We start from the raw sequence: 26,708 nt of genomic DNA, 5'->3' as shown, positions 1-26,708 counted from the left end.
TCCATCTGCCCGCGCCGGCGCAATGCGGGCGGCGAGTATAATTCCGTCTCATTTTGAACGGCCGTGCATCGCGCGCAGTTTGCTTCAGGGCGCGCGGGCGGCCGGTCGTCGACGCATCGTTCGCGGGCTGCATCAGGCTTCGCAGCCTGATGCAGCCCACGCTCAAGGCGGCCTTAGCCGGCTGCCTGGAACGGCGGCCCGCGCCGCGAACGCATTCCGCCATCGAGTAAGAGCCCATGACCACGCAAGTCCGTACCCGCTTCGCCCCGAGCCCGACCGGCTTCATCCATCTCGGCAACATCCGCTCCGCGCTCTATCCGTGGGCGTTCGCGCGCAAGATGAAGGGCACCTTCGTGCTGCGCATCGAAGACACCGATCTCGAGCGTTCGACCGACGCATCCGTCGAAGCGATCCTCGAAGGCATGCAATGGCTCGGCCTCGATTTCGACGAAGGCCCGTACTACCAGATGCAGCGGATGGACCGGTATCGCGAGGTCGTCGCGCAGATGCTCGAAAAGGGGCTGGCATACCATTGCTATATGTCGACGGAAGAACTCGACGCGCTGCGCGAGCGCCAGCGCGCGGCCGGCGAGAAGCCCCGCTACGACGGCACCTGGCGCCCCGAGCCGGGCAAGGTGCTGCCGCCGGTGCCGGAAGGCGTGACGCCCGTCGTGCGCTTTCGCAACCCGCTCAACGGCGTGGTGAACTGGGACGACGCGGTGAAGGGCACGGTCGAGATCTCGAACGAGGAGCTCGACGACCTCGTGATCGCGCGCCCCGACGGCACGCCGACGTACAACTTCTGTGTGGTGGTCGATGATCTCGACATGAACATCACCCATGTGATCCGCGGCGACGACCACGTGAACAACACGCCGCGCCAGATCAACATCCTGCGCGCGCTCGGCGGCGAGGTGCCGGTCTACGCGCACCTGCCGACCGTGCTGAACGAGCAGGGCGAGAAGATGAGCAAGCGTCACGGCGCGATGAGCGTGACGGGCTATCGCGATGCCGGCTACCTGCCCGAAGCGGTGCTGAACTACCTCGCGCGCCTCGGCTGGTCGCATGGCGATGCCGAGATTTTCTCGCGCGAGCAGTTCGTCGAGTGGTTCGATCTCGATCACCTCGGCAAGTCGCCCGCGCAGTACGACCACGACAAGCTGAACTGGCTCAACGCGCATTACATCAAGGAAGCGGACAACGCGCGCCTCGCGACGCTCGCGAAGCCGTTTCTCGCGCAGCTCGACATCGACGCACCGGCGATCGAGCAGGGCGCGCCGCTCGAACTGGTGATCGCGCTCCTGAAGGACCGGGCGTCGACGGTGAAGGAAATCGCCGACAACGCCGCGATGTTCTACAAGGAGCCGGTGATCGAGCCGGAAGCCTTCGCGCAGCACGTCACCGACGCGGTGCGCCCGGCGATCGCCGATCTGCGCACGGCGCTCGCCGACGTCGAATGGAGCAAGGAGGCGATTCTTGCCGCGTTCAAGGCGACGCTTGCGGCGCACAAGCTCAAGATGCCGCAACTCGCGATGCCGGTGCGCCTGCTCGTGGCGGGCACGACGCACACGCCGTCGATCGATGCGGTGCTGATGCTGTTCGGCCGTGAGACCGTGCTGGCGCGGCTCGACAAGGCGCGAGCATGAAACACACATGAGCACGCCGGGACGCGGTGAACGGCTGCGTTCGCACTGTCCCGGCTGCCTCGTCGATGAAGCATCCGCAACTCATGCAGGAAGACGAAAAATTTTCGGATAGCGCGTCAAAGGGTATTTACAACTTCAAAAGCGCCCTTTAGAATCTCGTTTCTGTTCTGCAAGGGGGTATAGCTCAGCTGGGAGAGCGCTTGCATGGCATGCAAGAGGTCAGCGGTTCGATCCCGCTTACCTCCACCACAGAACGGTTTGAAGTCTTTTTGCAGGTACGGTTCATCGCAAAAAAGACTTCACAAGTATCGAAATGCTGTATATAATTTCGGTCTTCGCTGATGCGGCACAATCGGTTAGCGAGCAAGTGGCAAATAAGTGACAAACAGTAGCAAGACAGAGATTTACCCAAGTTTCTGTCCCCTTCGTCTAGAGGCCTAGGACATCACCCTTTCACGGTGAGTACAGGGGTTCGAATCCCCTAGGGGACGCCAAAACATCGGCGGCTGCTAGTAAAAGCGCTGCAAGTTTGCGAGAGCGGTGAAGCTTTCTCAAACCGATGGAAGAGTTGGAGCGGTAGTTCAGTTGGTTAGAATACCGGCCTGTCACGCCGGGGGTCGCGGGTTCGAGTCCCGTCCGCTCCGCCAACCAGTCTTGTGAATTGCAAAGAATCCGGCTGATGAGCCGGTTTTTTTTCGCCACCGGACCACCAGAAGTTTCCTGTCCCCTTCGTCTAGAGGCCTAGGACATCACCCTTTCACGGTGAGTACAGGGGTTCGAATCCCCTAGGGGACGCCAGAACATCGGCGGCTGCCAGAAGAGCGCTGCAATGTTGCGAAGCCGGCCGGGCTTTTGCAAATCGATGGAAGAGTTGGAGCGGTAGTTCAGTTGGTTAGAATACCGGCCTGTCACGCCGGGGGTCGCGGGTTCGAGTCCCGTCCGCTCCGCCAACCAGTCTTGTGAATTGCAAAGAATCCGGCTGATGAGCCGGTTTTTTTTCGCCACCGGACCACCAGAAGTTTCCTGTCCCCTTCGTCTAGAGGCCTAGGACATCACCCTTTCACGGTGAGTACAGGGGTTCGAATCCCCTAGGGGACGCCAGAACATCGGCGGCTGCCAGAAGAGCGCTGCAATGTTGCGAAGCCGGCCGGGCTTTTGCAAATCGATGAAAGAGCTGGAGCGGTAGTTCAGTTGGTTAGAATACCGGCCTGTCACGCCGGGGGTCGCGGGTTCGAGTCCCGTCCGCTCCGCCAGCACATTGTCTGTTTGAAAAAATCCAGCCTGGCGCTGGATTTTTTTCGTCTGCCGCTTGCCGATTCCTTGCCGCGCCGACGTTTCATCAGCCGGTTCCGGTAAAACTCTCCATTGCCAGCATCGGCGCTCTGTCTTAGTGTTAAGGCACCTGACTTCCGTCCTTCGGCCCCGCGCGATGCTCGATCCCACCGAAGACCTCTCGCTTTTCCAGTTGCGCCAGGCGTCGATGGACGACTTCGCCTTCGCCGAAGCGCTCACGCACAAAAACATGGACGGCTATTACCGCCGGCACAATCTCGTGTGGCGCGGCGATCTTTTTTTGTGCAGCTGGCGCGAATCGGAGAATTTCGTGCTCGAAGCGGACGGCGTTCCGATCGGCGTGATGCGCGTGACGGAGGAGAACAACTCGCTGCATATCCGCGACGTGCAGGTCGTAGAAGGCTGGCGCCGCCGCGGCGCGGGCACGTTCCTCCTCAATACCGCGCACCGCTGGGCGCGCGCCCGCGGGCTCGCGGAATGCCAGTTGCGCGTGTTCGTCGATAACCCTGCGGCGCGGCTCTATGTGCGCATGGGCTACCGGCCGGCGGGTTCGCGCCTGGCGCAGCTCGGCGCCATCCGCCACATGGCGCGGCGCGTCTGAGCCCAGTATTTGGCTTCAGCCGTTCGGGTTCGGCCATTCGAATCGTGCGTCAGTCCGCATCCTTGCGGCCCGGCTGTTCGGTCTCGCCGCGGCCGTCCCGCACGAAAAACGCCCGCGGACTCTCGCCGAATGCGCGCCGGAACATCGCGGAAAACGCGCTCTGGCTCTGGTAGCCCAGTTCGCGCGCGACCTGCGCGAGCGGCCGCCCCTGGCTCAATAGCGGAATCGCGCGGGCGAGCACGGCCTGCTGGCGCCATTGCGAAAAGCTCACGCCCAGTTCGCGCTGGAAAAGCCGCGCGATCGTGCGCGTGCTCGCGCCCGCTTCTGCCGCCCAGCTTTCGAGCGAGTCGCCGCGGGCCGGGTCGGCCAGCACCGCTTCGCACAGCGCGCGAAGACGCTTTTCGTCCGGCATCGGGACCGAGAGCGGCAGCGGCTCGGAGCGCGTGATTTCGTCGAGGGCGAGCGTGCCGAGCAGATGCTCGCGCTCACGCGAGATGGCGCCGTCGTCGAGCGCGGCGATCACCTCGCGCAAGAGCGGCGACACCTCCACCACGCGGCACGCGGCGAGCCCCGCCGGCACCACGCTCGGATCGAGATAGAGCGTGCGCAGGTACGCATGCTCGACGATCGCGACTTCATGCGTCACGTTGGGCGGCACCCAGATCGCCCGCGACGGCGGCACCATCCACGTCGAATCGGTCGTCGCGACGCGCAGCACGCCGCGCGACGTGCATGCGAGCTGCGCCCACGGATGCGTGTGCCGCGCGATCCGCACGCCGGCCGGCACCGGGCGCGAGCGAACGCGTATCGGATGGGCGACGGTCGGCGAATGTTCGACCGGAATGTCGAGTTCCTCGAGTTGCTCGTATGATTCCCGCAATTCGGCCGGCATGCGCCTCCCAGGGCGTGTTCACGCGATGAAACCCGCTTAAAGCCCGATGGTAATGCGTTTTCGCCACGCCGCTGCGCGTTGCTGCGGGCGTTTTTCTCGCGCTGCATAATGCGCCGATCGGGACAGGTAAAACGGAGCACATTCGACTGATGCAACACGTATTTGTCTACGGCACGCTGCGCGCGGGCGAGATCAACGACATCAACCGCGCGGCCGCGCGCCACGGCATTGCGCTGCCGCAATGGATCGGCGCGGCCTATGTGAAAGGGCGTCTCTTTGACTTCGGGCGCTATCCCGGACTCGTGATCGATCCCGCAGGCGAGCCGATTCGCGGCGACGTCTTCCGCATCGACGATGCGCTCGTGCCGGTGCTCGACGAGATCGAGGAGGTGTATCCCGGCGTGGAGGGGCTTTTCCGGCCGCATCGCGTGCACGTGACGGTGGATATCGAGGGCGCGGCGCACGGCGTCGACTGCCTGATGTATCCGGTGGCCGCCCATTCGGTCGACGGCCTGCCGCGCATCGAAGGCGGCGACTGGGTCGAGCATCGCATCCGCAAATAAGAAAAGCCGCTCCGGACAGCGGAGCGGCCTTGCATCGACGCGAGCGGAACTCAGATTTCTTCGTAGAGCGGCAGCGTGAGGAACTCGGTGAAGTGCTCCGACGTGGACATCTCCTCGAAGATCTTCGCCGCGCGCTCATACGGCTTCGTATCGCCGCCGACCGCGAGCTTCACCTTCTCCAGTTCGTCGATGGTGAATTCGCGGACCATCGCGGCCGTGACCTTGCGCCCGTCCTCGAGCTTGCCCTTCGGCGAGCGGATCCACTGCCACACCTGCGAGCGCGAGATTTCCGCGGTCGCCGCATCTTCCATCAGGTTGTGGATCGGCACGCAGCCATTGCCCGCGAGCCACGAACCCAGATAATGGATGCCGACATTGATGTTGTTGCGCACGCCCGCCTCGGTGATCGGCGCCTCCGGGCGGAAGTCGAGCAGGTCGTGAGCGGTGACCTGCACATCGGGGCGCTGCTTGCCGATCTGGTGCGGCTTGTCGCCGAGCACCTTCACGAATTCCTCCATCGCGATCGGCACGAGGCCCGGGTGCGCGACCCAGCCGCCGTCGTAGCCGTCGGCGGCGTCGCGGGCCTTGTCGGAGCGCACGCCTGCCATCGCCTTGTCGTTCGCGGCGGGGTCGTTCTTGATCGGAATCAGCGCGCTCATGCCGCCGATCGCCGGCGCCTGGCGCCTGTGGCACGTCTTCAGCAGTTCGAGCGCGTAGGCGCGCATGAACGGCACGGTCATCGTGATCTTCGCGCGCTCGGCGAGGCAGAAATCCGGATCGCTCCTGAACTTCTTGATCGCCGAGAAGATGTAGTCCCAGCGGCCCGCGTTCAGGCCCGAGCTGTGTTCGCGCAGCTCATACAGGATCTCGTCCATCTCGAACGCGGCGAGGATCGTCTCGACGAGCACCGTCGCGCGAATCGAGCCGCGCGGCACGCCGACCGCTTCCTGCGCCGCGACGAAGATCTCGTTCCACAGACGCGCTTCCAGATGGCTCTCGAGCTTCGGCAGGTAGAAGAACGGGCCGCTGCCGCGCGCGAGCTGCTCCTTCGCGTTGTGAAAGAGGAAGAGAGCGAAGTCGAAGACGCCGCCCGACACGCGCTGGCCGTCGACCGTCACGTGCTTTTCGTCGAGATGCCAGCCGCGCGGACGCACGATCAGCGTCGCGACCCTGTCGTTCAGCCGGTACGACTTGCCGTTCTGCGTGAGCGAGATCGTGCCGCGTACCGCTTCCTTCAGGTTGATATGGCCGGTCAGCTGGTTGTCCCAGTTCGGCGTGTTCGAATCCTCGAAGTCGGTCATGTAGGCATCGGCGCCGGAGTTGAGCGCATTGATGATCATCTTGCGCTCGACCGGGCCGGTGATTTCCACGCGCCGGCATTCCAGCGCCTTCGGCAGCGGCGCGATGGTCCAGTCGCTTTCGCGGATCGACTTCGTTTCCGGCAGGAAGTCCGGCCGCTCGCCCGCGTCCAGGCGCTTCGTGCGCGCGGTGCGCGCGGCGAGCAGTTCCTGGCGGCGCGGCTCGAAGCGACGGTGCAGCATCGCGACGAGTTCCAGCGCTTCGCGCGTGAGGATGGTCTCGTAACCGGGCTTGATCTCAGCCGTGATTGCCATGCCCTGGGGCAGATTCAGCATTGTTTTCTCCTTGGTCGGTCAGACGGTTTTGCCTGGGTTCTGCTTGATGGTGGATTGAGTCGTGAGCGTCACGTGCCGGGGCCGTGGCGCGTCCGGTTCGGGCGTTTCAGCGGGGCGGGGAATGGGTGTTGCGGGCAGCCGCTTTCGACGAAGCCGACGAGATCCGCCATGCCGCGGCCCGTGCCGCGCGGCGTTGCGCCGAGTTCCTCGGCGGGCAGGCCCGCGCGGTTGATCCAGAAGGTCGTGTAGCCGAACCACGTCGCGCCGGCGACGTCCCAGCCGTTCGACGACACGAACACGAGCTCGCGCGCCGCGCAGCCGAAGGCCTGCGTGCCGAGCGCATAGGCCGAGGCCGCGGGCTTGTAGGCGCGCACGGTCTCGACGGAGAGCACGTAATCGAAGAGCCCTGTCATGCCGGCGCTTTTCACGGCGATGTCGAGCATCTGCGGATTGCCGTTCGAGAGGATCGCGAGGCGGCCCTGCGGGCGATCGCGCAGGCGCCTGAGCGCCGCGACCGTGTCCGGGAACGCGGAAAGGCACGCGTATTCGTCCATCAGGCGCTTCTCGGCGGCGGGCGAGAGCGCGCTCGCCAGATTCAGCCGCGCGGCCGCGAAGCGCAGCGCGTCGAGCGTGATCGCCCAGAACGGCTCGTAGAGACCGCCGGACGGATCGGCGAGGGTGCGCAACTGTGTGTATTCGATCTGCTTCTGACGCCAGAGCTGCGAGAGCGCATCGCCGTGGCCGGGGAACAGCTGCTCCGCCGCGGCGACGACGGAATGCACGTCGAACAGCGTGCCGTAGGCGTCGAAGATCACTGCGCGGGGTTGAAGAGGTGTCGTTATGGCCGACATAGCCGTGCGCTCCAATCAGAGGTCAGGATCGATTGTATTCGTGCTCTAACTGCACAAAAAGACACGCTGAAATCACTTGATCTTTTACTTTTACATACCTAATCTGTGCGCGTTCGGGATGAATCAGGACCAGCACGCATGGATCGTTTCAAGCAGATCGAGACTTTTGCTTCGGTGGCCGCGAAGGGCAGCCTGTCGGCGGCGGCGCAGGTGGAGGGCGTGGCGCCCGCCGTCATCGGGCGGCGCCTCGACGCGCTCGAAGAACGGCTCGGCGTGAAGCTCCTCGTGCGCACCACGCGCCGCATCACGCTGACGTTCGAAGGCTCGGCGTTTCTCGAAGACTGTCTGCGCGTGATCAACGACATGCAGAACGCCGAGGCGAGCGTGTCGGCGGGCGGGGTGAAGGCAAGCGGCCATTTGCGCGTGTCGGCGCCGGCGGGCTTCGGGCGCCGCCACGTGGCCGCGCTCGTGCCGGAATTCACGGCGCAGCATCCGGATGTCTCGATCTCGCTCGATCTCACCGACCGCATGGTCGATCTCGTCAACGAAGGCTTCGACTGCGCGGTGCGGCTCGGCGAGCTGCCGGATTCGTCGCTCGTGTCGCTCAAGCTGGGGGAGAACCGCCGCGTGTGCGTGGGCTCGCCGGCTTATCTCGGGCGCAGGGGCATTCCGTCCGATCTCGCCGCGCTCTCGAGCCACAACTGCCTCGCGCTCGGCGCGTCGGCGAACCAGCAGCGCGGCTGGATGTTCCAGCAGGACGGCCGCGTCGTGACGATCAAGGTGTCCGGCACGATGGAGTGCTCCGACGGCGCGGTGCTCCACGACTGGTGTCTCGCGGGCTACGGGCTCGCGTGGCGCTCGTGGTGGGAAGTCGGCGACGATATCGCGGCCGGGCGCCTCGCCAGCGTGCTCGACGATTTCGCCGCGCCGCCGATCGGCATCCACGCCGTCTTTCCGCAACGCCGCCATCTGCCGTTGCGTGTGCGGCTCTTTCTCGACCTGCTCAAGCATACGTACAGCGCTCCTGGATATTGGGGCTGAGTCGGTCACCGCGTGTTACTACAATGGAGATGCGCAACGACGTTCCCAAGGAGGACGCCATGTTCAAGCACATCCTAGTTCCAACAGACGGCTCCGAGCTGTCGCAAAAAGCAATCGATGGCGCGATCGACCTGGCGCAATCCGTCGGCGCGCGCATTACGGCGTATGCGTGCCTGCCGCAATATCCGTATTCGCCGTTCGCGGATGTCGCTGTCGAGCCGCCCGACGACTTTCACGCCCGCGCCGAAGCCGAAGCGCGCGAGCACCTGCGCGCGGTGGAAGCGGCGGCGCAGAAGGCGGGCGTGCCCTGCGACAGCGCGACGAGCGTCGAGTCGGCGCCCTATATCGGCATCATCGAGACGGCCGAGGCGCGCGGCTGCGACGTGATCCTGATGGCGTCGCACGGCAGGCGCGGGCTCGGCAGCATCCTGATCGGCAGCGAGACGCAGCGCGTGCTCACGCACACGAAGATTCCGGTGATCGTCTATCGGTAGCTGGCTTGCAGTGTTCAAAAGAAAGCGCGTCGGCGGCATGACCCGATGCGCTTTCTTTTTGTTGTCTTCGTTCCTGCTGGCGTGCGCCGCCCGTGGACATCCGGGGCGGCGCCGCCACGCTCTTCACTGCTCTCCCTGATTACGCCTTTCCGTCAAGCCACTTTCTTGTCGAAGAACTGCTCGTCTTCGGTCGAGCCGTGCAGGGCGGTCGTCGATGCGTCGCGCTCGACCGTCTGCGTGACCGCGTCGAAGTAGCCGGTGCCCACTTCGCGCTGATGCTTGACCGCGGTGAAGCCCTTCTCGGCGGCGGCGAACTCGGCCTGCTGCATTTCGACGAACGCGCTCATCTGCGTGCGCGCATAGCCGTGCGCGAGGTTGAACATCGAGTAGTTCAGCGCGTGGAAGCCGGCGAGCGTGATGAACTGGAACTTGTAGCCCATCGCGCCGAGTTCCTTCTGGAATTTCGCAATGGTCGCGTCGTCGAGGTTCTTCTTCCAGTTGAACGACGGCGAGCAGTTGTACGACAGCATCTTGTCCGGGAACTCCTTGTGGATCGCATCGGCGAATTTCTTCGCGAATTCGAGATCCGGCTTGCCGGTTTCGCACCAGATCATGTCGGCATACGGCGCATACGCGAGACCGCGCGACACCGCCTGCTCCAGGCCCGGCCGCGTGCGGTAGAACCCTTCGACCGTGCGCTCTCCCGTGAGGAACGGCTTGTCGTTCTCGTCGATGTCGGACGTCACGAGGTCGGCGGCTTCCGCGTCCGTGCGGGCGAGCAGGATGGTCGGCGTGCCGCAGACGTCGGCGGCGAGCCGCGCTGCGGTCAGCTTCGCGATGTTCTCGCGCGTCGGCACGAGCACCTTGCCGCCCATGTGGCCGCACTTCTTCACGGACGCGAGCTGGTCCTCGAAGTGCACGCCCGAGGCGCCCGCTTCGATCATCGCCTTCATCAGCTCGAACGCGTTAAGCACGCCGCCGAAGCCGGCTTCCGCGTCGGCGACGATCGGCGCGAAGTAGTCGATATAGCCTTCGTCGCCCGGGTTCTTGCCTTCGGACCACTGGATCTGGTCGGCGCGCGTGAGCGTGTTGTTGATGCGCTTCACCACGAGCGGCACCGAGTTCGCCGGATACAGCGACTGGTCCGGATACATTTCGCCCGCGACGTTGGCATCGCCCGCCACCTGCCAGCCCGACAGATAGATCGCCTTCAGACCCGCCTTCACCTGCTGCATCGCCTGGTTGCCGGTCAGCGCGCCGAGCGAGTTGACGAACGGCTCGTTATTGACGCTTTCCCACAGTTTTTGCGCACCGCGCTTAGCGAGCGTGTGCTCGACCTGCACCGAGCCGCGCAGGCGCACGACGTCCTCGGCCGTATAGGTGCGCTTGATGCCTTTCCAGCGCGGATCGGTTTCCCATTGCTGTTGGAGTTGCTGTGCTTGTTCTTGACGTGACATTGCGGATCTCCTTGATGTGCCTGTACGACGGATGGTGATGAATCTGTCCCGTTTGACCTGAGCCCGACGCGGCGGGTCGGCTGACTTCGCGTTTCGTTTGCTCAACTCTTATATAAGAGTCTAGGCAAAGTCCGGCGCGCGAAACAGACGTCGCAGAAGCTTTTTCGGAGAATTTTTATTGCGCTAAATCAATTACATACAAACGCAATTTCGTAATGAGAAACGAGATTTTCTATCTTGCAACGTGGGCCGTTGTGCCGCGCAACACATCTTTTGCGACGCAAAAAGACTTTCCGTATCGTGAAATATGGGGCGTGGACGAAAAAAAACCGATGCGCGAGGCATCGGTTTTTTGAAGCTGCTGCAGAGGAAGGGCCATCGGCCCGCCCTCAGGCACGCGTGAAGCGTTTTTAGCTGCCGCGGCGCGGTGCGCGCGGGCCGTCGTTGCGGCGCGCGCTGTAGCCGTCGCGCGAACCGCCGCCGAAGCCGCCGTCACGCGAGCCGCCGCGATAGCCGCCGTCGCTGTTGCCACCGCTGTTGCCGCCGCGATAGCCGCCTTCACGGCCGCCTGCGCTCGCCGGCTTGTTGCCCCAGCCGCCCGGCTTGCCCGAGCCGCCGGTGCCGACGCCGCTGCCGTAGCGGCGGCCACCCGACGAACCGCCGCCCGGACGGCCGCGGCCGCCGCCGAAACCGCCACGGCCGCCGGCCGGTGCCGACTTGCGCGGCTCGAAACCGGCGATGACGTTGACCGCCAGCGGCGCGCGCACGAAGCGCTCGATGCGCTTCAACGCGCCTTGCTCGGCGTGATGCACGAGGCTCACCGCGATGCCGCTGCGGCCCGCGCGGCCCGTACGGCCGATGCGGTGCACGTAGTCTTCAGCGAACTTCGGCAGGTCGTAGTTGAAGACGTGCGTGATGCCGGGAATGTCGATGCCGCGAGCCGCGACGTCGGTGGCCACCAGCACGCGCACGCGGCGCTCGCGCAGCGCGCGGATCGTGCGGTTGCGCGCGCCCTGCGGCAGGTCGCCGTGCAGCGCGGCCGATTCGAAGCCGGCGTCGGCGAGGCGGATTGCCAGCTGGTCGGCGTCGTTCTTGGTCGCCGTGAACACGATGGCCTGGTCCAGTTCGGAGTCGCGCAGCAGGTGATCGAGCAGGCGATCCTTGTGATCGCGGTCGTCGACGTAATGCACGGTTTGCGCGATGTTGCTCTTCGCTTCGAGCTTCTGGACGATCTCGATGCGCTCCGGGTCCTTGAGCAGGCGCCCGGTCAGCGAGCCGATCTTGCCGTCGATCGTGGCGGAGAACAGCAGCGTCTGGCGCGAAGCCGGCGTTGCCGCGACGATCGTCTCGATGTCGTCGATGAAGCCCATGTCGAGCATGCGGTCGGCTTCGTCGAGTACGAGCATGTTCAGGCTCGACAGGTCGATGCGGCCGCGCTCCAGGTGGTCGAGCAGGCGCCCGGGCGTCGCGACCAGGATTTCGGGGTTCTTCGCGAGCAGCATCAACTGCTGGCCGTACGCCACGCCGCCGAGAATGCTGACGGTGCGCAGGCGGCGCAGGTGCTTGCCGTACGTGGTCGCGGCGGCCGTAACCTGCATCGCGAGTTCGCGCGTGGGCGTGAGCACGAGCAGGCTCGGGCGCGCGACCGGCTGCTGGCGGCGCGCCGGGCGGCCGTTCGGGTCACGCGGCTCGCGCGGCTGGGAAGCAGCCTGCTTTTCGAGTTGCGAGAAGCGCTCGATGGCGGGCAGCATGAACGCCGCGGTCTTGCCCGAACCGGTCGGGCTGGAAACGAGAAGATCGCGTCCGGCGAGCGCTGCGGGGATCGCGCGCTGCTGCACGGGCGTCGGGACCTGATAGCCGGCGGCCGTCAGGGCGGAAACGATGTCGGCGGACAGGCCGAGCGATTCGAAGCTGGGGCCGGCGGGCACGGCGGGCGTGTCTGCAGGTGCGTCGGCGCCGAGTGCTTGTGCTGCGATATTGTCGAGAGGGCTTTGGGTAATGCTCGAAGTCATGTCGATCCTTGAAACGGGAAATGAGGCGTCGGCGCCAATCGGCATACCCAAGTCGTTGGATTCAGCGAGCAAAGAAGCAGCGAGCAAATCGAAAAACGGGGGCAACTCGCAGCAATGAAGGCGAGCCTGTTGTTAGAAGCTGTATCGGATACGACAGGCCGGGAAGGGCGCTGGCGTCAGCCTGGTGCATGACGGGCCCCGAAGGACCTAGCAAGGAGGGGACAGTTTCTAAACTGGATTGGAGCAAAACGCTACGAGGCGCCGCATCGCGCGCATGGAGAAAATCGAACCACGCAGGCCACAGTGAAGCGCAGGCAACAGTATAACGATATTTGCTGCACTGCGCCAGATATTAAGACGATCGCGCCGCGACGCCCGTGCGGGCATGTCCTGCCGGCGCGGCGGGCGGCGGCAGGGCGGCTGAGGGCTGCGCTCAGGCGGAGGCGCCCGACTTCAGCGATTCGACGAGTTCGATGTAGTGCTCCTTCGCGGTGTCTGCGGGCGTGCCCTGAAGCGCGGCCCACGCTTCGTATTTGTATTTCCCGACGATATCGGCGAAACCGGGCTTGTCGCCGTGCACGTCGCCGGCGCTCGCCTGCTTGAAGAGCGCATAGAGGCGCAGCAGCGTCAGGTTGCCGGGGCGCTCGGGCAGTTGCGTCACGTCGGCCTGGGCTTGCGCGAAGCGCGCGTCGATGTCGCTCATTCGGTTCTCCGTGTTTTTTTGGGATGAACGATCATAGCAAGCATGTCCGGCGCCGCTATCGAGGCTTTCTTCCAGAGCGCGGCGCGCCCTGGCTGGCGCGCATCGTGCGGTAAGCCGCGCGGCTCCCGCATTACAATAGCGCCCATGACACGCACCGTTCTGCTCGCCCTCGATACTTCGACCGAATTCTGTTCCGTCGCGCTGCTGCTCGCCGGTGGCTCGCCGGACTCGCCCGGCGCGGTGGCCCCTCAGCACGTCGCCGGTAGCACGCGCGTCTGGTTTCGCCACGAGGCCACCGGCGCCGTGTCGAGCACGCGGCTCTTGCCCGCGGTGCGCGAACTGTTCGACGACGCCGGACTCGCGCTCGCCGATTGCACCGCCATCGCGTTCGGCTCGGGGCCGGGCTCGTTCACCGGCCTGCGCACGGCGACGGGCGTGGCCCAGGGTCTCGCGTTCGGGCTCGGCGTGCCGGTCGTGCCGATCGGCACCTTGCTTGCCTGCGCGGAGTTCGCGCGCTTGCGCGAGCCGTCGGTGTCGCGCGTGCTCGCCGCGCTCGACGCCCGCATGGACGAGGTCTACTGGGCCGACTTCGAATTCGACGCTGCCGCAGGCGACTGGCGCACGATCCGCCCGGCGTCGCTCGATGCGCCCGCCGCCGTCGTTTTGCCCGACGCGCCGTTCACGCTCGCGGGCAATGCGGCCGCGGCGTTCGGCGAACGGTTGCCGGCGGTGTCGGCGGCAGCCCGTGTCGACGGCGAGGCGCTGCCGCATGCGCTGCCCGTCGCGCTTGCCGGGCTGCGCGCGCTCGCCGCCGGGCGCGCCGTGCCGCCCGAGCTCGCCGCGCCGGAATATGTGCGCGACAAGGTCGCGCAGACCACCGCCGAGCGCATGCAGGCGCGCGCTGCGAAGGACGCCGCGAAGCATGCCGCACCGCACGCCGAAGGCGCGGACGAGGAGCCGGTGCGGTGAGCGGGGTCCTGCTCGCCGATCGTTATCTGTTGCCGATGACGGAGGCCGATCTCGATGAAGTCGCCGCCGTCGAGAAACTCGCCTACGAGTTCCCGTGGAGCCGGGGCAATTTCCAGGATTCGCTGCGCAACGGTTATTTCGGCGTGTGCCTGCGCCATGTGACGGGCACGCTGATCGGCTACTGCGTGCTGATGCCCGTCGTCGACGAAATGCACCTGCTCAATCTTTGCGTCGCGCCGCAGGCGCAGCACGCGGGCGCCGGGCTCACGCTGCTGCGCGAAGCGGTGCGCATCGCGCGCGCTGAGAAGCTCGACGGCATCCTGCTGGAAGTGCGGCCGTCGAATCCGCGCGCTATCCAGCTGTACGAGCGTTTCGGGTTTTCGGCCATCGGGCGCCGCAAGAATTACTACCCCGCGCGGCATCGTTCGCGCGAGGACGCAATCGTCATGCGTCTGTCTTTTCCGAAGGAGGGCGCACATGGCGCTGGATGAATCGATACTCGAGGAACTCGGGCTCGGACCGGTCTGGGTGCGGCGGCGCGCGGCCGGCGCCGCCGCTGAAACCGCCGCTGACTCCACCGTGACACAAGCCGGTGCGCCGGTGCCGTCCGCGGCCGCAGCGGTTCAGCGTGCCGTGGCGCCCGAGCCGATGACGGCGTCGCCGCACGCTGCGCCGGATGAGCACGTCGATTTCCGTGACAAGGCGGACAAGCCTGCACAGGCCGCCCGAACGCTCGAACCAGCGCGATCGCGCGAGATGGACGACGCGCCGCCTCCCGCAGAACAAGGCGCACCGCGGTTCGATTCGCCGCCGGACGTCGCCTTCGACGATCTCCCCTGGCTCGACGACGACCCCCCGCCGCCTGCCGACCACGCCGCGATCGCCGCGATGGCCGCCCCTGACGACATCCGCACGCTCGACTGGGACGCGCTCGCGGCGCGCGTCGCCGGCTGCGAGCGCTGCCGGCTGTGCGAACGGCGCACGAACACCGTCTTCGGCGTGGGCGATCGCGAAGCGGACTGGATGCTGATCGGCGAGGCGCCGGGCGAAAACGAGGACAGGCTCGGCGAGCCGTTCGTCGGGCAGGCGGGCAAGCTCCTCGACAGCATGCTGCGCGCGGTTACGCTCGCGCGGGACTCGAATGTGTACATCGCCAACGTGATCAAGTGCCGCCCGCCCGGCAACCGCAATCCGGAACTCGACGAAGTCGCGCGCTGCGAGCCTTATCTCCAGCGTCAGGTGGCGCTCGTGAAGCCGAAGCTGATCGTCGCGCTCGGCCGCTTTGCCGCGCAGAGCCTTCTGAAGAGCGAGGCGAGCATCGCGTCGCTGCGCGGCCGCGTGCACGAATACGAGGGCGTGCCGGTGATCGTCACCTATCACCCGGCCTACCTGCTGCGAAGCCTGCCGGACAAGGCGAAGGCGTGGGCCGACCTGTGTCTCGCGCGTGACACGTACCGCAAGGCGCTCGACGCGTCGGGAGTCGTGCAGGGCGGCAACTGATGGCGGACCTCGCGCGGCTCGTCGATCGCTACGAAGACGCCGCCGTGCGCGATCTCGCGTGGCTGCTGTTCGCGCCGGACCTGCTGCGCGCGAGCCACGCGGGCGCCGAACTCGCCAATCCGTTCGAATCGGCCGCCGAGCGCGACGCGACCCTCACGTGGCTCGATGCGCTCGATCGCGATCCGGCGTCGCTGCATGCGCAGTCGCGCAATCCGAAGCGCACGCGGCTCGGCTTCTACGCCGAGAGCCTGCTCGAATATTTCCTGACCCACGGCCCCGCTGCGGAACTCGTCGCGGCGAACGTGCCGCTGCGGCGCCAGCGGCGGACCATCGGCGAATGCGACTTCCTGCTGCAGACGGCGCGCGGCGCGCGCCTGCACTGGGAACTGGCGGTGAAGTTCTATCTGCACATCGGCGACGGATCGTCCGGTCCCGCGCGTCTTTCCGACTACGTCGGCCCGAACCTGCAGGACCGCTTCGATCTGAAGCACGCGCGACTCCTCACGCATCAACTCGCGCTCAGTTCGCGGGCGGAGTTTGCGTCGCTGGGTTTCGAGGGGCCGTGGCAGGCGCAGCTGTACATCAAGGGGCGGCTCTTCTATCACCGCGACGACGTGACGCCCGCGCCGGAGGTAGGCGAGGCGCATCTGCGCGGCTGGTGGTCGACGGCATCGGAATGGCGCGCCGCGCGGGCGGCCGAGCAGGCCGCGCCGGGACGCGATGTCCGAGCGCCGCAGGCCGCGGCGCTCGGACCGGCATCGGACGCCGCGGGCCTCGCACTGGTCCGCGCCGGGGCGGGCGGGACTTCCGGCAATCCGGTGGTGGCGCCGTCGGCAGGCGGCGCAAGCCAGGCCGGATCAGCGAGAGAGGAAAGCAGCCCCGCCGCGTACGCCGCGAGGGCGTGGGTGGTGCAGCCGAGGCTCGCGTGGCTCGCACCGCGCCGCCTCGCCGCCGCTGACGGCGAGGCGCTCCTCGCTCACGGCGCCGACATCCACGAGCGGCTGCACAACGCCGTCTCGCCGACGATGGTCGCCGCCTACGCGCGCCAGGACGACGACGGCTGGATCGAGCAATCGCGCGGCTTCGTCGTGCCTGACGACTGGCCCGCGCGCGCCCGCGCGTTCGCCGTCACCACCATCTGAAGAAGTGATGCACCGGCCCGACGCCGCGGCCGACATGAAGCCGCGCGCTGTTCTCGATGGCGCCGGTGAGGTAGCGCTTGGCGTCGGCGGCTGCGCTCGCGAGGCTTTCGCGCTGCGGGATCAGCGCCGCAATCGCCGATGACAGCGTGCAGCCCGTGCCGTGCGTGTTCGGCAGTGGCACCCGCGCGCCGCCGAGCCTGAGCGCGCCGCCCGCTTCGACGAGCCAGTCGGGGCTGTCGGCGGAAGCCAGGTGGCCGCCTTTCATCAGCACCGCGCGCGCGCCGAGGGCGAGGAGGGCTTCGCCCTGGCGGACCATCGCGTCTTCGTCCGCGGCGCCCGGCTCGTTCAGGAGCGCCGCCGCCTCGGGCAGGTTCGGCGTGACGAGCGTGGCGAGCGGCAGCAGTTCGTCGCGCAGCGCCGCGACCGCGTCCGGCGCGAGCAGCGCGTGGTTGCTCTTGGAGATCATCACGGTGTCCAGCACGACGTGCGCGGGGCGGTGCCGCCGCAGCGCGTCGGCGACGGCGCGCACGATCTGCGCATTGGCGAGCATGCCGATCTTCACGGCGTCGATGCGGATGTCGTCGAAGACGGCGTCGAGCTGCGCGCTCACGAACGCGGCGTCGGGCGTGTGGATCGCCGTGACGCCGCGCGTGTTCTGCGCCGTGAGCGCCGTGATCACGCTCGCGCCGTATGCGCCGAGCGCGGAGAACGCCTTCAGGTCGGCCTGGATGCCCGCGCCGCCGCCCGAGTCGGAGCCGGCGATCGCGAGGACGTTGGGGATCGCGTTGAGATTCGGTTGGGTCTCTACCATGGCAGTCGGACTAGGGTTGAGCGCGCGTGATCGCCGCGCGAAGGTGCGCGGCGGCGTCGCGAGGGTTGGCGGCCTTGCAGATCGCGGAGACGACGGCGAGGCCCGCCGGCCTCGCGCGCATCACGTCCGGCGCGTTGTGCAACTGGATTCCGCCGATCGCGACCGTCGGATAGCGCGCCTGCGAGCACAGCGCGGCAAGGCCGTCGATACCGCACGGCGCGGACGCGTCGGTCTTGGTCGGCGTCGCGAACACGGGGCCCGCGCCGAGGTAGTCGATCGTGTCGCCGAGCGCGTTCGCAACGGCTACTTCGCGCGCATCCGATACCGACAGCCCGATCAGCGCATCCGGCCCGAGCAGCCTGCGGGCGACGTCCGCCGGCAGGTCGCGCTGGCCGACGTGCACGCCGTCGGCGCCGGCGGCGAGCGCAATATCGAGATGATCGTTGATGACGAGCGGCACGCCGTGCGCGCGCGTGATCGGCAGCAGATCGCGCGCGAGCGCGAGCCACGCGCGCTTGTGCCACTCGGGCGCGCGCAGCTGCACGATGCTCGCGCCGCCCGCGAGCGCCGCGCGGGCGACGTCGAGCGACGCTTCGTGGCCGCCGCACTGCACGGGGTCGAGCACCAGATAGAGCGAGAGGTCGAACGCGGGGCGCATGGCGTCAGGCCGCCGCGATGTCGCGTGCGACGAGCGTCGCGGCGAACGTGGCGGCATCGAGCGACGCGAGGCGATCGAGATACGCGACCGCGAAGCTGCCGGGCAGCGCGGCGTCGCGCGCGGCGAGTTCGCCCGCCACCGTGGAATACGCGATCGCCGCCACCGTGGCGAGCCAGTGCTCGGCGGGGCCGCCCGCCGCGCCGACGAACGCCGCGACGCTCGCCGACAGCGCGCAGCCGACGCCCGTCACGCGCGTCATCAGCGGCGACCCGTTCGACAGCGCGATGGTGCGGCGGCCGTCGGTGATGTAGTCGGTCGCGCCCGTCACGGCGACGGTCGCCCGGGTCCTGAGCGCGAGGATCTGCGCGGCGTCGAGCGCGGCGTCTGTGGCGGCGGTGCTGTCGACGCCCCTGGCGCTCGCCGTGCCGCCCGAGAGGCTGATGATCTCCGACGCGTTGCCGCGGATTACCGCGGGCTTTGCGTCGAGCAGCTCGAACGCGAATTCGGTGCGAAACGCGAGCGGGCCGACCGCGACCGGATCGAGCACCCACGGTTTGCCGGCGGTGTTGGCGGCGTCCACGGCGGCGCGGATCGCGCGCGTTTGCGGCACGTCGAGCGTGCCGAGATTCACGGACAACGCGTTCGCCATCGCCGCGAATTCGCCCGCTTCCTCGCGCGCGACGACCATCGCGGGCGCCGCGCCGATCGCGAGCAGCACGTTCGCCGTGAAATTGGTGACGACGAGATTCGTCAGGCAGTGCACGAGCGGCGCGTTTTCGCGCACGCGCGTCGCGAACGGGTGGAGGTCGGCGGCGTGCATGGTCGGTGGCATGTGGAAAAACGCCGCGCCGTCCGGTCAGGGCGGCGCGGCCGGAATCAGTGGCGCGCCTCGCCGATCAGCGCGACGGAGTCGAATGCGCGCTGGTTCGCCTGGTGGCGGCGCATCACGAAATACATCATCAGGCAGACGAACGAGCCGAACAGCACGATGACGAACTGGATCGGCATGTCGAGCCACACGAGCACGGCGTAGAGGCACAGCATGACGAGCACGGAGAGGTTCTCGTTGAAGTTCTGCACGGCGATCGAGTGGCCGGCCGACAGCAGCACGTGCCCGCGATGCTGGAGGAGCGCGTTCATCGGCACGACAAAGAAGCCCGACAGCCCGCCAACGATCATCAGGAACACATAGGCGATCAGCAGGTAGCCCGGCACGTGCATGCGGCCAAAGTAGACGCCCCAGTGCGCAGGGAAGAGTTCCCTGGTGTAGAACGCCATCAGCATCACGGCGATGCCCATGATGATGCCGACCGGCAGCACGGTGAGCGAGCGCTTGAGCGGCACGCGCGCGGCCGCGAGAATCGCGCCGACCGCGACCCCGACCGCGATGATCGCCTGCAGGATCGCCGCCTGCGACAGCGACATCCCGAGGGAAACCTCGGCCCATTTCAGCACGATGAACTGGAGCGTCGCGCCCGCGCCCCAGAAGAGCGTCGTCACGGCGAGCGAAATCTGGCCGAGCTTGTCGCGCCAGAGCGTGACGAAGCAGTCGGCGAAATCGGTGATGAGCTTGAGCGGCCGCGTTTCCTGCTTCGGATAGCGCGCGCCCGTGTCCGGAATGCGCAGGTTAAACATCGCGGCGATTACGTACATGAGCACGATGACGAGCATCGCCGCCTCGGCGGGCGTGGTGATGCGCGGGATGTGCAGGCTCAGGATGTGCCCTGCGATATGCGGGCTGATGAGCGCGCCGCCCATCACGGTGCCGAGAATGATCGAGCCGACCGTCGTGCCTTCAATCCAGCCGTTCGCCGCGACGAGCCGGTCGGCGGGCAAGAGCTCGGTGAGAATGCCGTACTTGGCGGGCGAATAGGCGGCGGCGCCGAAGCCGACGATGCCGTACGCAAGCAGCGGATGCGCGCCGACGAGCATCGTGAGACAGCCGACCACCTTGATGGAGTTCGTGACGAACATCACGTGGCCCTTCGGCCGGGAATCCGCGAACGCGCCGACGAAGGCGGCCAGAACGACGTACGACAGCACAAAGAACAGCTTGAGCAGCGGCGTCATCCAGTTGGGGGCGTGAAGATCTTTCAGCAGTGCAATAGCAGCGATCAGAAGGGCGTTGTCGGCCAGCGAGGAGAAAAACTGCGCGGCCATGATGGTGTAAAAACCTTTTTTCATCTGATCCGAAGCTTTCCTCACTGCGGGTGATCCGCCCCGTGCGCCGTGTCGGCGTTCGGGCTTATTCCGATCGAAATGGGTTGTGTGCACGGCTTTATAACACGAAAATAGGCGCATTCTGACTAGCAGTAATCTCGATGACGTGTTGGGAATCACACGATCGTACTGAAAATTCCTCATAAGATACTGATTCGCAAGGTCTCTTGAACCGCCGCCCCGGTTGGCGTTCCAACCGCGTTTTAACCCGAACTCTCATGCCGCGCCCCCTTTCCGCCACCATTCACACCGCCGCACTCGCCAACAACCTCGCTGTCGCCCGCAAGTACGCGCCGAAGTCGAAGATCTGGGCCGTCGTCAAGGCCAATGCCTACGGCCATGGACTGGCCCGGGCGTTCCCCGGATTGCGCGCGACGGACGGATTCGGACTTCTGGACCTCGAAGAAGCCGCGAAGTTGCGGGAACTTGGCTGGGCGGGGCCGATTCTTCTGCTCGAAGGCTTTTTCCGCCCGACCGACATCGACGTGATCGACCGCTACAGCCTGACCACCGCCGTCCATTGCGACGAGCAGTTGCGCATGCTGGAAATGGCGCGGCTCTCGAAACCGGTCAACATCCAGCTGAAGATGAACAGCGGCATGAACCGGCTCGGCTACACGCCGGAGCGCTATCGCGCGGCGTGGGAGCGGGCGCGGGCGTGCCAGGGCGTCGGCCAGATCACGCTGATGACGCATTTTTCCGACGCCGACAGCGAGCGCGGCATCGCTTTCCAGCTGGAGGCGTTCGAGCGCGGCGCCGAGGGTATCGCCGGGGCGCGCAGCCTCGCGAACTCGGCCGCGACCCTGTGGCACCCGGCGGCGCATTTCGACTGGGTGCGGCCCGGCATCATGCTGTACGGCGCGTCGCCGTCGGGCGTGACGGCCGATATCGCCGACACGGGCCTGCGCCCCGCGATGACGCTCGCCTCGGAACTCATCGCCGTGCAGACGGTGGATGCCGGACATACGGTCGGCTATGGCTCGACCTACACGGCCGGCAAGCAGATGCGCATCGGCGTGGTGGCCTGCGGCTACGCGGACGGATTCCCGCGCATCGCGCCGGAAGGCACGCCGGTGTTCGTCGACGGCATCCGCACGAAGCTCGTCGGGCGCGTGTCGATGGACATGCTGACCGTCGACCTGACGCCGTGCCCGACCGCCGGGATCGGCTCGCGCGTGGAATTGTGGGGCCCGCACCTGCCTATCGACGACGTCGCGCAGGCGTGCGGCACGATCGGCTACGAGCTGATGTGCGCGATCGCCCAGCGTGTGCCGGTGCGCGCGGAGTAAGGCGCTTTCCGGCCATTCCGACGCAGTGGACGTCGCAATCCGCGCAACCCGCGCAGTGAATTCCAGGATCCCGAGTGGCAAAAGTAGCGAAGGCGAAGACGCTGTACATCTGTAGCGAATGCGGCGGACAGGCGCCGAAGTGGCAGGGCCAGTGCCCGGCGTGCGGCGCGTGGAACGCGCTGGTGGAGTCGGTAGCCGAGACGCCGTCCGCGCACCGCTTCCAGGCGCTCGCGAAAAGCTCGCCGGTCGTGCGGCTGTCCGACATCGAAGCGTCGGACGTGCCGCGCTTCACCACCGGCATCGGCGAATTCGACCGCGTGCTCGGCGGCGGTCTGGTGGCGGGCGGCGTGGTGCTGATCGGCGGCGATCCGGGCATCGGCAAGTCGACGCTGCTTTTGCAATCGCTCGCGGAAATCGCGCGCGAGCGCCGCGCGCTCTATATCAGCGGCGAGGAGTCCGGCGCGCAGATCGCGCTGCGCGCGCAGCGGCTCGGGCTGCTCGGCAACTCGGATTCGGCCGCGCCCGACCTGCAACTGCTCGCGGAGATCCAGCTCGAAAAAATCCAGGCGACCATCGATGAACAGCGCCCGGAAGTCGCGGTCATCGATTCGATCCAGACGGTCTATTCCGAAGCCCTCACGTCGGCGCCCGGGTCGGTCGCGCAGGTGCGCGAGTGCGCGGCGCAGTTGACGCGGATCGCCAAGCAGACGGGCACCGCGATCATCATGGTCGGCCACGTGACGAAGGAGGGCAATCTCGCGGGGCCGCGCGTGCTGGAGCATATCGTCGATACGGTGCTCTATTTCGAAGGCGACACGCATTCGTCGTTCCGGCTCGTGCGCGCGTTCAAGAACCGCTTCGGCGCGGTGAACGAGCTCGGCGTGTTCGCCATGACCGAGCGCGGCCTGCGCGGCGTGGCGAATCCGTCGGCGCTGTTCCTGTCGCAGCACGCGCAGAGCGTGCCCGGCTCATGCGTGCTCGTCACGCAGGAAGGCTCGCGGCCGCTGCTCGTCGAAGTGCAGGCGCTCGTCGATACGGCGCACGTGCCCAACCCGCGACGGCTTGCCGTCGGCCTCGAGCAGAACCGGCTCGCGCTCCTGCTCGCGGTCCTGCACCGGCACGCGGGCATCGCGTGCTTCGACCAGGACGTGTTCCTGAACGCGGTCGGCGGCGTGAAGATCACCGAGCCCGCCGCCGATCTGGCCGTGCTGCTCGCGATCCATTCGTCGATGCGCAACAAGCCGCTGCCGAAGGGCCTGATCGTGTTCGGCGAAGTGGGGCTCGCGGGCGAGATCCGGCCGTCGCCGCGCGGACAGGATCGTCTGAAGGAAGCCGCCAAGCTCGGCTTTTCGATCGCGCTGATACCGAAGGCGAACGCGCCGAAGCAGGCGATCGACGGACTGGAAGTGATCGCGGTGGACCGCATCGAGGAAGCGATCGACCGCGTGCGCACGCTCGAATGACGGGGCGTTCCGGCCCTCGTAATGTGGTGTAAAAGAGTTGGCAGCGCGTGTAACCCAATCGTTGCGCGGTTTTCTTATGCTTGTACGGCTACGAAACCGAAAGCCGATACGAGCTCAAAGGACCACGCCTTGAAACACTCAGACCAATCCCGGCCGAATCCGACGTTCCATTTGCGCGGCTGCCGCGTCTCCGCGCCGATCGAACAGCCATGGGGCGGAGGCTGCCGGATCGTCGAATGGATCGACGCGGAGGGGCAGATTTCGCGCCGCGCGGTGGCGGCGGACGTGACCGAAGACGAAGTCGTCGCGACCATCCGCCATCATGTGACGGGCAGAAAGCACGTGCTCGTCGACGACGAGCGCATGCCCCGGCAGACCTTGCCGCGCCGCTAGGCGCGCACCGCCGGCCGCTCGTCGCGGCGAAACAGCGGATGTGCGGCCGCTTCCGCCGGGGTGAGCACCGGCGCCGCGCAGCAGTCGAGCGGCTCCAGAAGCGCGGTCCATTCGTCGCGCGTGCGCTCGCGGAAGATCGCCGCCAGCGCCTGCGTGAGTTCCGCCGCACCGGCGCCGCCCGGCGCTTCCCCGAGGCTCCAGTGCCGCGCCGCCCATTCGGGCCGTCCGATCGCCTTGCACAATGTTTCCCAGAATTTGAGCTCCAGCGCGCCCAGCGCGATGAAGCGGTCATCGCGCGTGCGATACACGTTGTAGCAGGGCACGCCGCCGTTCAGAAGCCCCGCGCCCGCACGCGTGCTCGGCTCGGCCTGATTGGCGAGCGCGATGTGCGCCATGACGTTGTGCGTGTGCACGGCATGCGTCATCGACACATTCAGGCATCGCCCGTCGCCGCCGCGTGCCACGTGCCACAGCGCCGCGAGAATCTGCGTGACGGCGGCGAGCGCGCCGCCCAGCAGGTCCGCGATCTGGAAATTCGGCAGGATCGGGGTGCCGTCGGGCGCGGCGAGCTGATCGAGCACCCCCGCGTAGGCGACGTAGTTCAGGTCGTGGCCGGCCTTGTCGACGAACGGGCCGTCGGCGCCGAAGCCCGTGATCGCGCAATACACCAGTTTCGGGTTCGCGTCGCGCAGGACGTCGTAGCCTACGCCGAGCCGCGCCATCACGGACGGCCGGAAGCTCTCGACGAGCACATCCGACTCTCGCGCGAGCGCGATCAGCTGCGCGCGCCCGTCGGCGCTCTTCAGGTCGATCGCGAGTTGCCGCTTGCCGCGGTTGACGAGCCGGTAGAACGCGCTCGGCGTGCCCGCCGCGCGGTCGGCGTCGCTTTGCAGCATCGTGCGGGTGTAGTCGCCCTCGCCGGGCGGCTCGATCTTGAGCACGTCCGCGCCCAGTTCCGCGAGCCGCAGCGTGGCGACCGGGCCGGGCAGAAGGCGCGTCAGGTCGAGAACGCGCAGGCCGTCGAGTGCGTTGGGCTGTGTCAAGGTCCGGTCTCCGTCGTTTGACGTGCTGCGTTTCTCTGGCGGCAATCTGGCGGCAAATCAGGCGCAAATCAGCCGATCTGCTCCAGTTCCTCGTGCGCTTCGAGCCACTCGTGCTCCAGCGCTTCGAGCCGCGCGTTGACGTCGGCCTGGCGGCGGATCGATTCGGTCAGCTTTGCCTTCGCGGCGGGCTCGTAGCTCGCCGGATCGGCGACGTACGTGTCGAGCGCCGCCTTTTCCGTGTTGAGCGCGTCCATTTCCTTCTCGATTTTCGCGATGCGCGACTGCAACGGCTTCTTCAGATGCGAGAGCTTCTGCCGCTCCTGCGCCTCCTGCCGGCGCTGCTCCTTGCGATTCACCCCCAGGTCCTGCATGCCGTCGGGCGAGGCGCTCGCCTCCTTCGCGGCGGCGCGCGTTTCGGCGGCGTGCTGCAGGAGCCAGTCGCGGTAGTCGTCGAGATCGCCGTCGAACGGCTGCAGCCGGTGCTTCGCGACGAGCATGAAAATGTCGGTTGTCGCGCGCAGGAGCGCCCGGTCGTGCGAGACGAGGATCAGCGTGCCTTCGAACTGCGCGAGCGCCATGGTGAGCGCGTGGCGCGTTTCGAGGTCGAGGTGGTTGGTCGGCTCGTCGAGCAGGAGAAGGTTCGGCTTCTGCCAGATGATGAGCGCGAGCGCGAGCCGCGCCTTCTCGCCGCCGGAAAAGGGCGCGATCTTCGCGGTCGCCATCTCGCCTGAAAAATTGAAGCCGCCCAGGAAATCGCGCAATTCCTGCTCGCGCGTGTCGGGCGCGAGGCGCCCGAGGTGCTGAAGCGGCGAGTCGTCGGGGCGCAGCGTTTCGAGCTGATGCTGCGCGAAATAGCCGATGGAGAGGCCCTTGCCTTGCCGGACGGTGCCGCTCAATGCGTCGAGCGTGGCGGCGAGCGTCTTGATGAGCGTCGACTTGCCCTGGCCGTTCGCACCGAGCAGGCCGATGCGCTGGCCGTTCTGTATCGACAGCGTCACGCCTTCGACAATCGGCACTTCGTCGCCCGCGTCCGTGTGATAGCCGCAGCGCACGTCGTCCATGACGATCATCGGGTTCGGCGCGGCGTCGGGCATGCGGAATTCGAACGTGAACGGCGACGAAGCATGCGCGGGCGCGATCAATTCCATCCTTTCGAGCGCCTTCACGCGGCTTTGCGCCTGCTTCGCCTTGGTCGCCTTCGCCTTGAAGCGGTCGATGAAGCTCTGCAGGTGCGCGACCGTTTTCTGCTGCTTCTCGTACGCGCTCTGCTGCAGTGCGATCTGCTGCGCCCGCAGGATTTCGAACTGGCTGTAGTTGCCGCCGTAGCGCTTGATCTGCCGGTTCTCCAGATGCAGCGTGACGTTGCAGACGGAGTCGAGAAATTCGCGGTCGTGCGAAATCACGATCAGCGTGCCCGGATAGCGGTGCAGCCAGTCTTCGAGCCAGACGATCGCGTCGAGGTCCAGGTGGTTGGTCGGTTCGTCGAGCAGGAGCAGGTCGGAGCGGCACATCAGCGCCTGCGCGAGGTTCAGGCGCATGCGCCAGCCGCCCGAAAAGCTGCTCACGGGCTCGCGCGTCTGCGCAAGCGTGAAGCCGAGGCCGAGCAGGAGCGCTTCAGCGCGCGCGGGGGCGGTGTAGCCGTCGGCGTCGGCGAATGCGGCGTGCTCGTGCGCTTCGGCGGCGCCGTCGTGAGCGGCGGACGCCGCGGCGATGCGCGCTTCGATGGCGCGCATCTGGGCGTCGCCGTCGAGCGTGTAGTCGAGCGCCGTGCGGTCCACCGCCGGCGTTTCCTGTGCGACGTGCGCGATCTGCCAGGACGGCGGCATCGAGAAGTCGCCGCCGTCCGCGTGCAGTTCGCCGCGCAGCACGGAGAAGAGCGTCGATTTGCCCGCGCCGTTCGCGCCGACGAGGCCGGCCTTCTCGCCCGGGTTGAGGGCGAACGTGGTGGCGTCGAATAGCGGCTTGGTGCCGCGGGCGAGGGTGAACTGGTTGAAGCGAATCACGACGTGAGGACCGGGCTTTGGGGGAAATCG

At 66.9% G+C, this 26,708-nt stretch carries 25 protein-coding genes and 7 tRNA genes; 20 read left to right on the top strand and 12 right to left on the bottom strand.

The annotated features are described in order from the left end of the window. Nucleotides 1–236 precede the first annotated feature (236 nt). From gltX to BG61_RS07940, 9 genes are all read left to right on the top strand, one after another. Entirely contained in the window at nt 237–1,646 is a 1,410-nt protein-coding gene (gene gltX / locus BG61_RS07980) for a glutamate--tRNA ligase (RefSeq protein WP_035938033.1), read from the top strand. A 173-nt stretch (nt 1,647–1,819) separates the two neighbouring features. Then, nucleotides 1,820–1,895: transfer RNA gene (locus BG61_RS07975), tRNA-Ala, on the top strand. A gap of 169 nt (nt 1,896–2,064) precedes the next feature. After that, nucleotides 2,065–2,140 (top strand) — tRNA-Glu (locus tag BG61_RS07970). A gap of 76 nt (nt 2,141–2,216) precedes the next feature. Further along, nucleotides 2,217–2,293 (top strand) — tRNA-Asp (locus BG61_RS07965). A 75-nt stretch (nt 2,294–2,368) separates the two neighbouring features. Further along, nucleotides 2,369–2,444 (top strand) — tRNA-Glu (locus tag BG61_RS07960). A 75-nt stretch (nt 2,445–2,519) separates the two neighbouring features. After that, nucleotides 2,520–2,596, top strand: a tRNA-Asp gene (locus BG61_RS07955). Between the two features lie 75 nt (nt 2,597–2,671). Continuing rightward, a tRNA-Glu gene (locus tag BG61_RS07950) sits at nt 2,672–2,747 on the top strand. A gap of 75 nt (nt 2,748–2,822) precedes the next feature. Further along, nucleotides 2,823–2,899 (top strand) — tRNA-Asp (locus BG61_RS07945). 176 nt (nt 2,900–3,075) lie between these two features. Beyond that, a complete protein-coding gene (locus tag BG61_RS07940) occupies nt 3,076–3,540 on the top strand; it encodes a GNAT family N-acetyltransferase (protein ID WP_035938035.1) in 465 nt (154 codons plus the stop codon). Nucleotides 3,541–3,589: 49 nt separating this feature from the next. Here the strand turns inward: BG61_RS07940 and BG61_RS07935 are convergent, their stop codons facing one another. Beyond that, complete coding sequence (locus tag BG61_RS07935; protein ID WP_035938037.1) at nt 3,590–4,432, bottom strand: AraC family transcriptional regulator; 843 nt, start codon at nt 4,430–4,432, stop codon at nt 3,590–3,592. A 149-nt stretch (nt 4,433–4,581) separates the two neighbouring features. Here BG61_RS07935 and BG61_RS07930 point away from each other — a divergent pair, with 149 nt between their 5' ends. Then, on the top strand, nt 4,582–4,995 hold the full coding sequence (locus BG61_RS07930) for a gamma-glutamylcyclotransferase family protein (RefSeq protein WP_035938039.1): 414 nt from the start codon (nt 4,582–4,584) through the stop codon (nt 4,993–4,995). Between the two features lie 50 nt (nt 4,996–5,045). On the opposite strand, the gene aceB is transcribed toward BG61_RS07930, so the two are convergent. Then, on the bottom strand, nt 5,046–6,629 hold the full coding sequence (gene aceB, locus BG61_RS07925; RefSeq protein WP_035938040.1) for a malate synthase A: 1,584 nt from the start codon (nt 6,627–6,629) through the stop codon (nt 5,046–5,048). Between the two features lie 68 nt (nt 6,630–6,697). Continuing rightward, nucleotides 6,698–7,480: a haloacid dehalogenase type II gene (locus tag BG61_RS07920; RefSeq protein ID WP_035938041.1), complete on the bottom strand. Its 783-nt coding sequence runs from the start codon at nt 7,478–7,480 to the stop codon at nt 6,698–6,700. A 138-nt stretch (nt 7,481–7,618) separates the two neighbouring features. Here BG61_RS07920 and BG61_RS07915 point away from each other — a divergent pair, with 138 nt between their 5' ends. Then, nucleotides 7,619–8,521, top strand: coding sequence for a LysR family transcriptional regulator (locus tag BG61_RS07915; protein ID WP_035938042.1), 903 nt, complete (start codon nt 7,619–7,621; stop codon nt 8,519–8,521). 59 nt (nt 8,522–8,580) lie between these two features. After that, nucleotides 8,581–9,015 (top strand): universal stress protein, encoded by a 435-nt coding sequence (locus tag BG61_RS07910; protein WP_035938188.1) that lies wholly within the window; start codon nt 8,581–8,583, stop codon nt 9,013–9,015. Between the two features lie 152 nt (nt 9,016–9,167). On the opposite strand, the gene aceA is transcribed toward BG61_RS07910, so the two are convergent. Beyond that, a complete protein-coding gene (gene aceA, locus BG61_RS07905; RefSeq protein ID WP_035938043.1) occupies nt 9,168–10,472 on the bottom strand; it encodes an isocitrate lyase in 1,305 nt (434 codons plus the stop codon). Nucleotides 10,473–10,687: 215 nt separating this feature from the next. Here aceA and BG61_RS42735 point away from each other — a divergent pair, with 215 nt between their 5' ends. Then, nucleotides 10,688–10,828, top strand: a complete 141-nt coding sequence (locus BG61_RS42735; protein ID WP_161783666.1) for a hypothetical protein — start codon at nt 10,688–10,690, stop codon at nt 10,826–10,828. 54 nt (nt 10,829–10,882) lie between these two features. Here the strand turns inward: BG61_RS42735 and BG61_RS07900 are convergent, their stop codons facing one another. Together BG61_RS07900 and BG61_RS07895 are read right to left on the bottom strand one after the other, a co-directional pair. After that, nucleotides 10,883–12,484 (bottom strand): DEAD/DEAH box helicase, encoded by a 1,602-nt coding sequence (locus tag BG61_RS07900; protein WP_035938045.1) that lies wholly within the window; start codon nt 12,482–12,484, stop codon nt 10,883–10,885. A 433-nt stretch (nt 12,485–12,917) separates the two neighbouring features. Then, nucleotides 12,918–13,187, bottom strand: coding sequence for an acyl-CoA-binding protein (locus BG61_RS07895; RefSeq protein ID WP_035938046.1), 270 nt, complete (start codon nt 13,185–13,187; stop codon nt 12,918–12,920). A 144-nt stretch (nt 13,188–13,331) separates the two neighbouring features. Here BG61_RS07895 and tsaB point away from each other — a divergent pair, with 144 nt between their 5' ends. The 4 genes from tsaB to BG61_RS07875 are packed head-to-tail and all read left to right on the top strand — an operon-like array spanning nt 13,332 to nt 16,798. After that, a complete protein-coding gene (gene tsaB, locus BG61_RS07890; RefSeq protein ID WP_035938048.1) occupies nt 13,332–14,156 on the top strand; it encodes a tRNA (adenosine(37)-N6)-threonylcarbamoyltransferase complex dimerization subunit type 1 TsaB in 825 nt (274 codons plus the stop codon). After that, nucleotides 14,153–14,647, top strand: a complete 495-nt coding sequence (gene rimI / locus BG61_RS07885; protein WP_035938050.1) for a ribosomal protein S18-alanine N-acetyltransferase — start codon at nt 14,153–14,155, stop codon at nt 14,645–14,647. Before tsaB ends, rimI begins: the two co-directional genes overlap by 4 nt. Continuing rightward, on the top strand, nt 14,634–15,656 hold the full coding sequence (locus tag BG61_RS07880; protein ID WP_035938051.1) for a uracil-DNA glycosylase: 1,023 nt from the start codon (nt 14,634–14,636) through the stop codon (nt 15,654–15,656). The genes rimI and BG61_RS07880 overlap by 14 nt, the downstream gene beginning before the upstream one ends. After that, nucleotides 15,656–16,798: a DUF1853 family protein gene (locus BG61_RS07875; protein WP_035938053.1), complete on the top strand. Its 1,143-nt coding sequence runs from the start codon at nt 15,656–15,658 to the stop codon at nt 16,796–16,798. The genes BG61_RS07880 and BG61_RS07875 overlap by 1 nt, the downstream gene beginning before the upstream one ends. Here BG61_RS07875 and thiD read toward each other — a convergent pair. The 4 genes from thiD to lplT are packed head-to-tail and all read right to left on the bottom strand — an operon-like array spanning nt 16,785 to nt 20,451. Further along, nucleotides 16,785–17,609 carry a bifunctional hydroxymethylpyrimidine kinase/phosphomethylpyrimidine kinase gene (gene thiD, locus BG61_RS07870; RefSeq protein WP_035938054.1) on the bottom strand — a complete coding sequence of 275 codons (825 nt, stop codon included), beginning with the start codon at nt 17,607–17,609 and terminating at the stop codon, nt 16,785–16,787. The two genes, BG61_RS07875 and thiD, sit on opposite strands and share 14 nt — an antisense overlap. Nucleotides 17,610–17,619: 10 nt before the next feature. Then, complete coding sequence (thiE, locus tag BG61_RS07865; RefSeq protein WP_035938056.1) at nt 17,620–18,267, bottom strand: thiamine phosphate synthase; 648 nt, start codon at nt 18,265–18,267, stop codon at nt 17,620–17,622. Between the two features lie 4 nt (nt 18,268–18,271). Then, nucleotides 18,272–19,087, bottom strand: a complete 816-nt coding sequence (gene thiM, locus BG61_RS07860) for a hydroxyethylthiazole kinase (RefSeq protein WP_063177185.1) — start codon at nt 19,085–19,087, stop codon at nt 18,272–18,274. 56 nt (nt 19,088–19,143) lie between these two features. Continuing rightward, nucleotides 19,144–20,451 (bottom strand): lysophospholipid transporter LplT, encoded by a 1,308-nt coding sequence (lplT, locus tag BG61_RS07855; protein ID WP_035938059.1) that lies wholly within the window; start codon nt 20,449–20,451, stop codon nt 19,144–19,146. 254 nt (nt 20,452–20,705) lie between these two features. Between lplT and alr the strand changes: the two genes are divergently transcribed. The 3 genes from alr to BG61_RS07840 all read left to right on the top strand — a co-directional run bounded on the left by alr (nt 20,706) and on the right by BG61_RS07840 (nt 23,632). Continuing rightward, the gene (alr, locus tag BG61_RS07850; protein ID WP_035938062.1) at nt 20,706–21,776 is read left to right on the top strand and encodes an alanine racemase; all 1,071 of its coding nucleotides are present in this window, start codon (nt 20,706–20,708) and stop codon (nt 21,774–21,776) included. A 74-nt stretch (nt 21,777–21,850) separates the two neighbouring features. Then, complete coding sequence (gene radA / locus BG61_RS07845) at nt 21,851–23,239, top strand: DNA repair protein RadA (protein WP_035938063.1); 1,389 nt, start codon at nt 21,851–21,853, stop codon at nt 23,237–23,239. A gap of 129 nt (nt 23,240–23,368) precedes the next feature. Continuing rightward, on the top strand, nt 23,369–23,632 hold the full coding sequence (locus BG61_RS07840) for a DUF2866 domain-containing protein (RefSeq protein ID WP_035938065.1): 264 nt from the start codon (nt 23,369–23,371) through the stop codon (nt 23,630–23,632). On the opposite strand, the gene BG61_RS07835 is transcribed toward BG61_RS07840, so the two are convergent. After that, on the bottom strand, nt 23,629–24,675 hold the full coding sequence (locus BG61_RS07835; RefSeq protein ID WP_035938067.1) for a CaiB/BaiF CoA transferase family protein: 1,047 nt from the start codon (nt 24,673–24,675) through the stop codon (nt 23,629–23,631). The two genes, BG61_RS07840 and BG61_RS07835, sit on opposite strands and share 4 nt — an antisense overlap. A 68-nt stretch (nt 24,676–24,743) precedes the next feature. Beyond that, nucleotides 24,744–26,678, bottom strand: coding sequence for an ATP-binding cassette domain-containing protein (locus tag BG61_RS07830; protein ID WP_035938068.1), 1,935 nt, complete (start codon nt 26,676–26,678; stop codon nt 24,744–24,746). Nucleotides 26,679–26,708: the final 30 nt, after the last annotated feature.

The organism is Caballeronia glathei (genome assembly GCF_000698595.1).
Taxonomy (GTDB): Bacteria; Pseudomonadota; Gammaproteobacteria; order Burkholderiales; family Burkholderiaceae; genus Caballeronia; species Caballeronia glathei.
The sequence above is the reverse complement of the archived record's forward strand: the minus strand, read 5'-3'. Positions and strand labels throughout refer to the sequence as shown.

Bases quoted from the DNA above. Each gene is read 5' to 3' on its own strand.
- BG61_RS07930 (WP_035938039.1), top strand. From the start codon at position 4,582: ATGCAACACGTATTTGTCTACGGCACGCTGCGCGCGGGCGAGATCAAC.
- BG61_RS07895 (WP_035938046.1), bottom strand. From the start codon at position 13,187: ATGAGCGACATCGACGCGCGCTTCGCGCAAGCCCAGGCCGACGTGACG.
- aceA (WP_035938043.1), bottom strand. From the start codon at position 10,472: ATGTCACGTCAAGAACAAGCACAGCAACTCCAACAGCAATGGGAAACC.
- BG61_RS07900 (WP_035938045.1), bottom strand. From the start codon at position 12,484: ATGACTTCGAGCATTACCCAAAGCCCTCTCGACAATATCGCAGCACAA.
- BG61_RS07920 (WP_035938041.1), bottom strand. From the start codon at position 7,480: ATGTCGGCCATAACGACACCTCTTCAACCCCGCGCAGTGATCTTCGAC.
- tsaB (WP_035938048.1), top strand. From the start codon at position 13,332: ATGACACGCACCGTTCTGCTCGCCCTCGATACTTCGACCGAATTCTGT.
- BG61_RS07915 (WP_035938042.1), top strand. From the start codon at position 7,619: ATGGATCGTTTCAAGCAGATCGAGACTTTTGCTTCGGTGGCCGCGAAG.
- aceB (WP_035938040.1), bottom strand. From the start codon at position 6,629: ATGCTGAATCTGCCCCAGGGCATGGCAATCACGGCTGAGATCAAGCCC.
- BG61_RS07875 (WP_035938053.1), top strand. From the start codon at position 15,656: ATGGCGGACCTCGCGCGGCTCGTCGATCGCTACGAAGACGCCGCCGTG.
- BG61_RS07935 (WP_035938037.1), bottom strand. From the start codon at position 4,432: ATGCCGGCCGAATTGCGGGAATCATACGAGCAACTCGAGGAACTCGAC.
- lplT (WP_035938059.1), bottom strand. From the start codon at position 20,451: ATGAAAAAAGGTTTTTACACCATCATGGCCGCGCAGTTTTTCTCCTCG.
- thiM (WP_063177185.1), bottom strand. From the start codon at position 19,087: ATGCACGCCGCCGACCTCCACCCGTTCGCGACGCGCGTGCGCGAAAAC.
- BG61_RS07880 (WP_035938051.1), top strand. From the start codon at position 14,634: ATGGCGCTGGATGAATCGATACTCGAGGAACTCGGGCTCGGACCGGTC.
- BG61_RS07910 (WP_035938188.1), top strand. From the start codon at position 8,581: ATGTTCAAGCACATCCTAGTTCCAACAGACGGCTCCGAGCTGTCGCAA.
- thiE (WP_035938056.1), bottom strand. From the start codon at position 18,267: ATGCGCCCCGCGTTCGACCTCTCGCTCTATCTGGTGCTCGACCCCGTG.
- alr (WP_035938062.1), top strand. From the start codon at position 20,706: ATGCCGCGCCCCCTTTCCGCCACCATTCACACCGCCGCACTCGCCAAC.
- BG61_RS07940 (WP_035938035.1), top strand. From the start codon at position 3,076: ATGCTCGATCCCACCGAAGACCTCTCGCTTTTCCAGTTGCGCCAGGCG.
- BG61_RS42735 (WP_161783666.1), top strand. From the start codon at position 10,688: ATGAGAAACGAGATTTTCTATCTTGCAACGTGGGCCGTTGTGCCGCGC.
- thiD (WP_035938054.1), bottom strand. From the start codon at position 17,609: ATGGTAGAGACCCAACCGAATCTCAACGCGATCCCCAACGTCCTCGCG.
- gltX (WP_035938033.1), top strand. From the start codon at position 237: ATGACCACGCAAGTCCGTACCCGCTTCGCCCCGAGCCCGACCGGCTTC.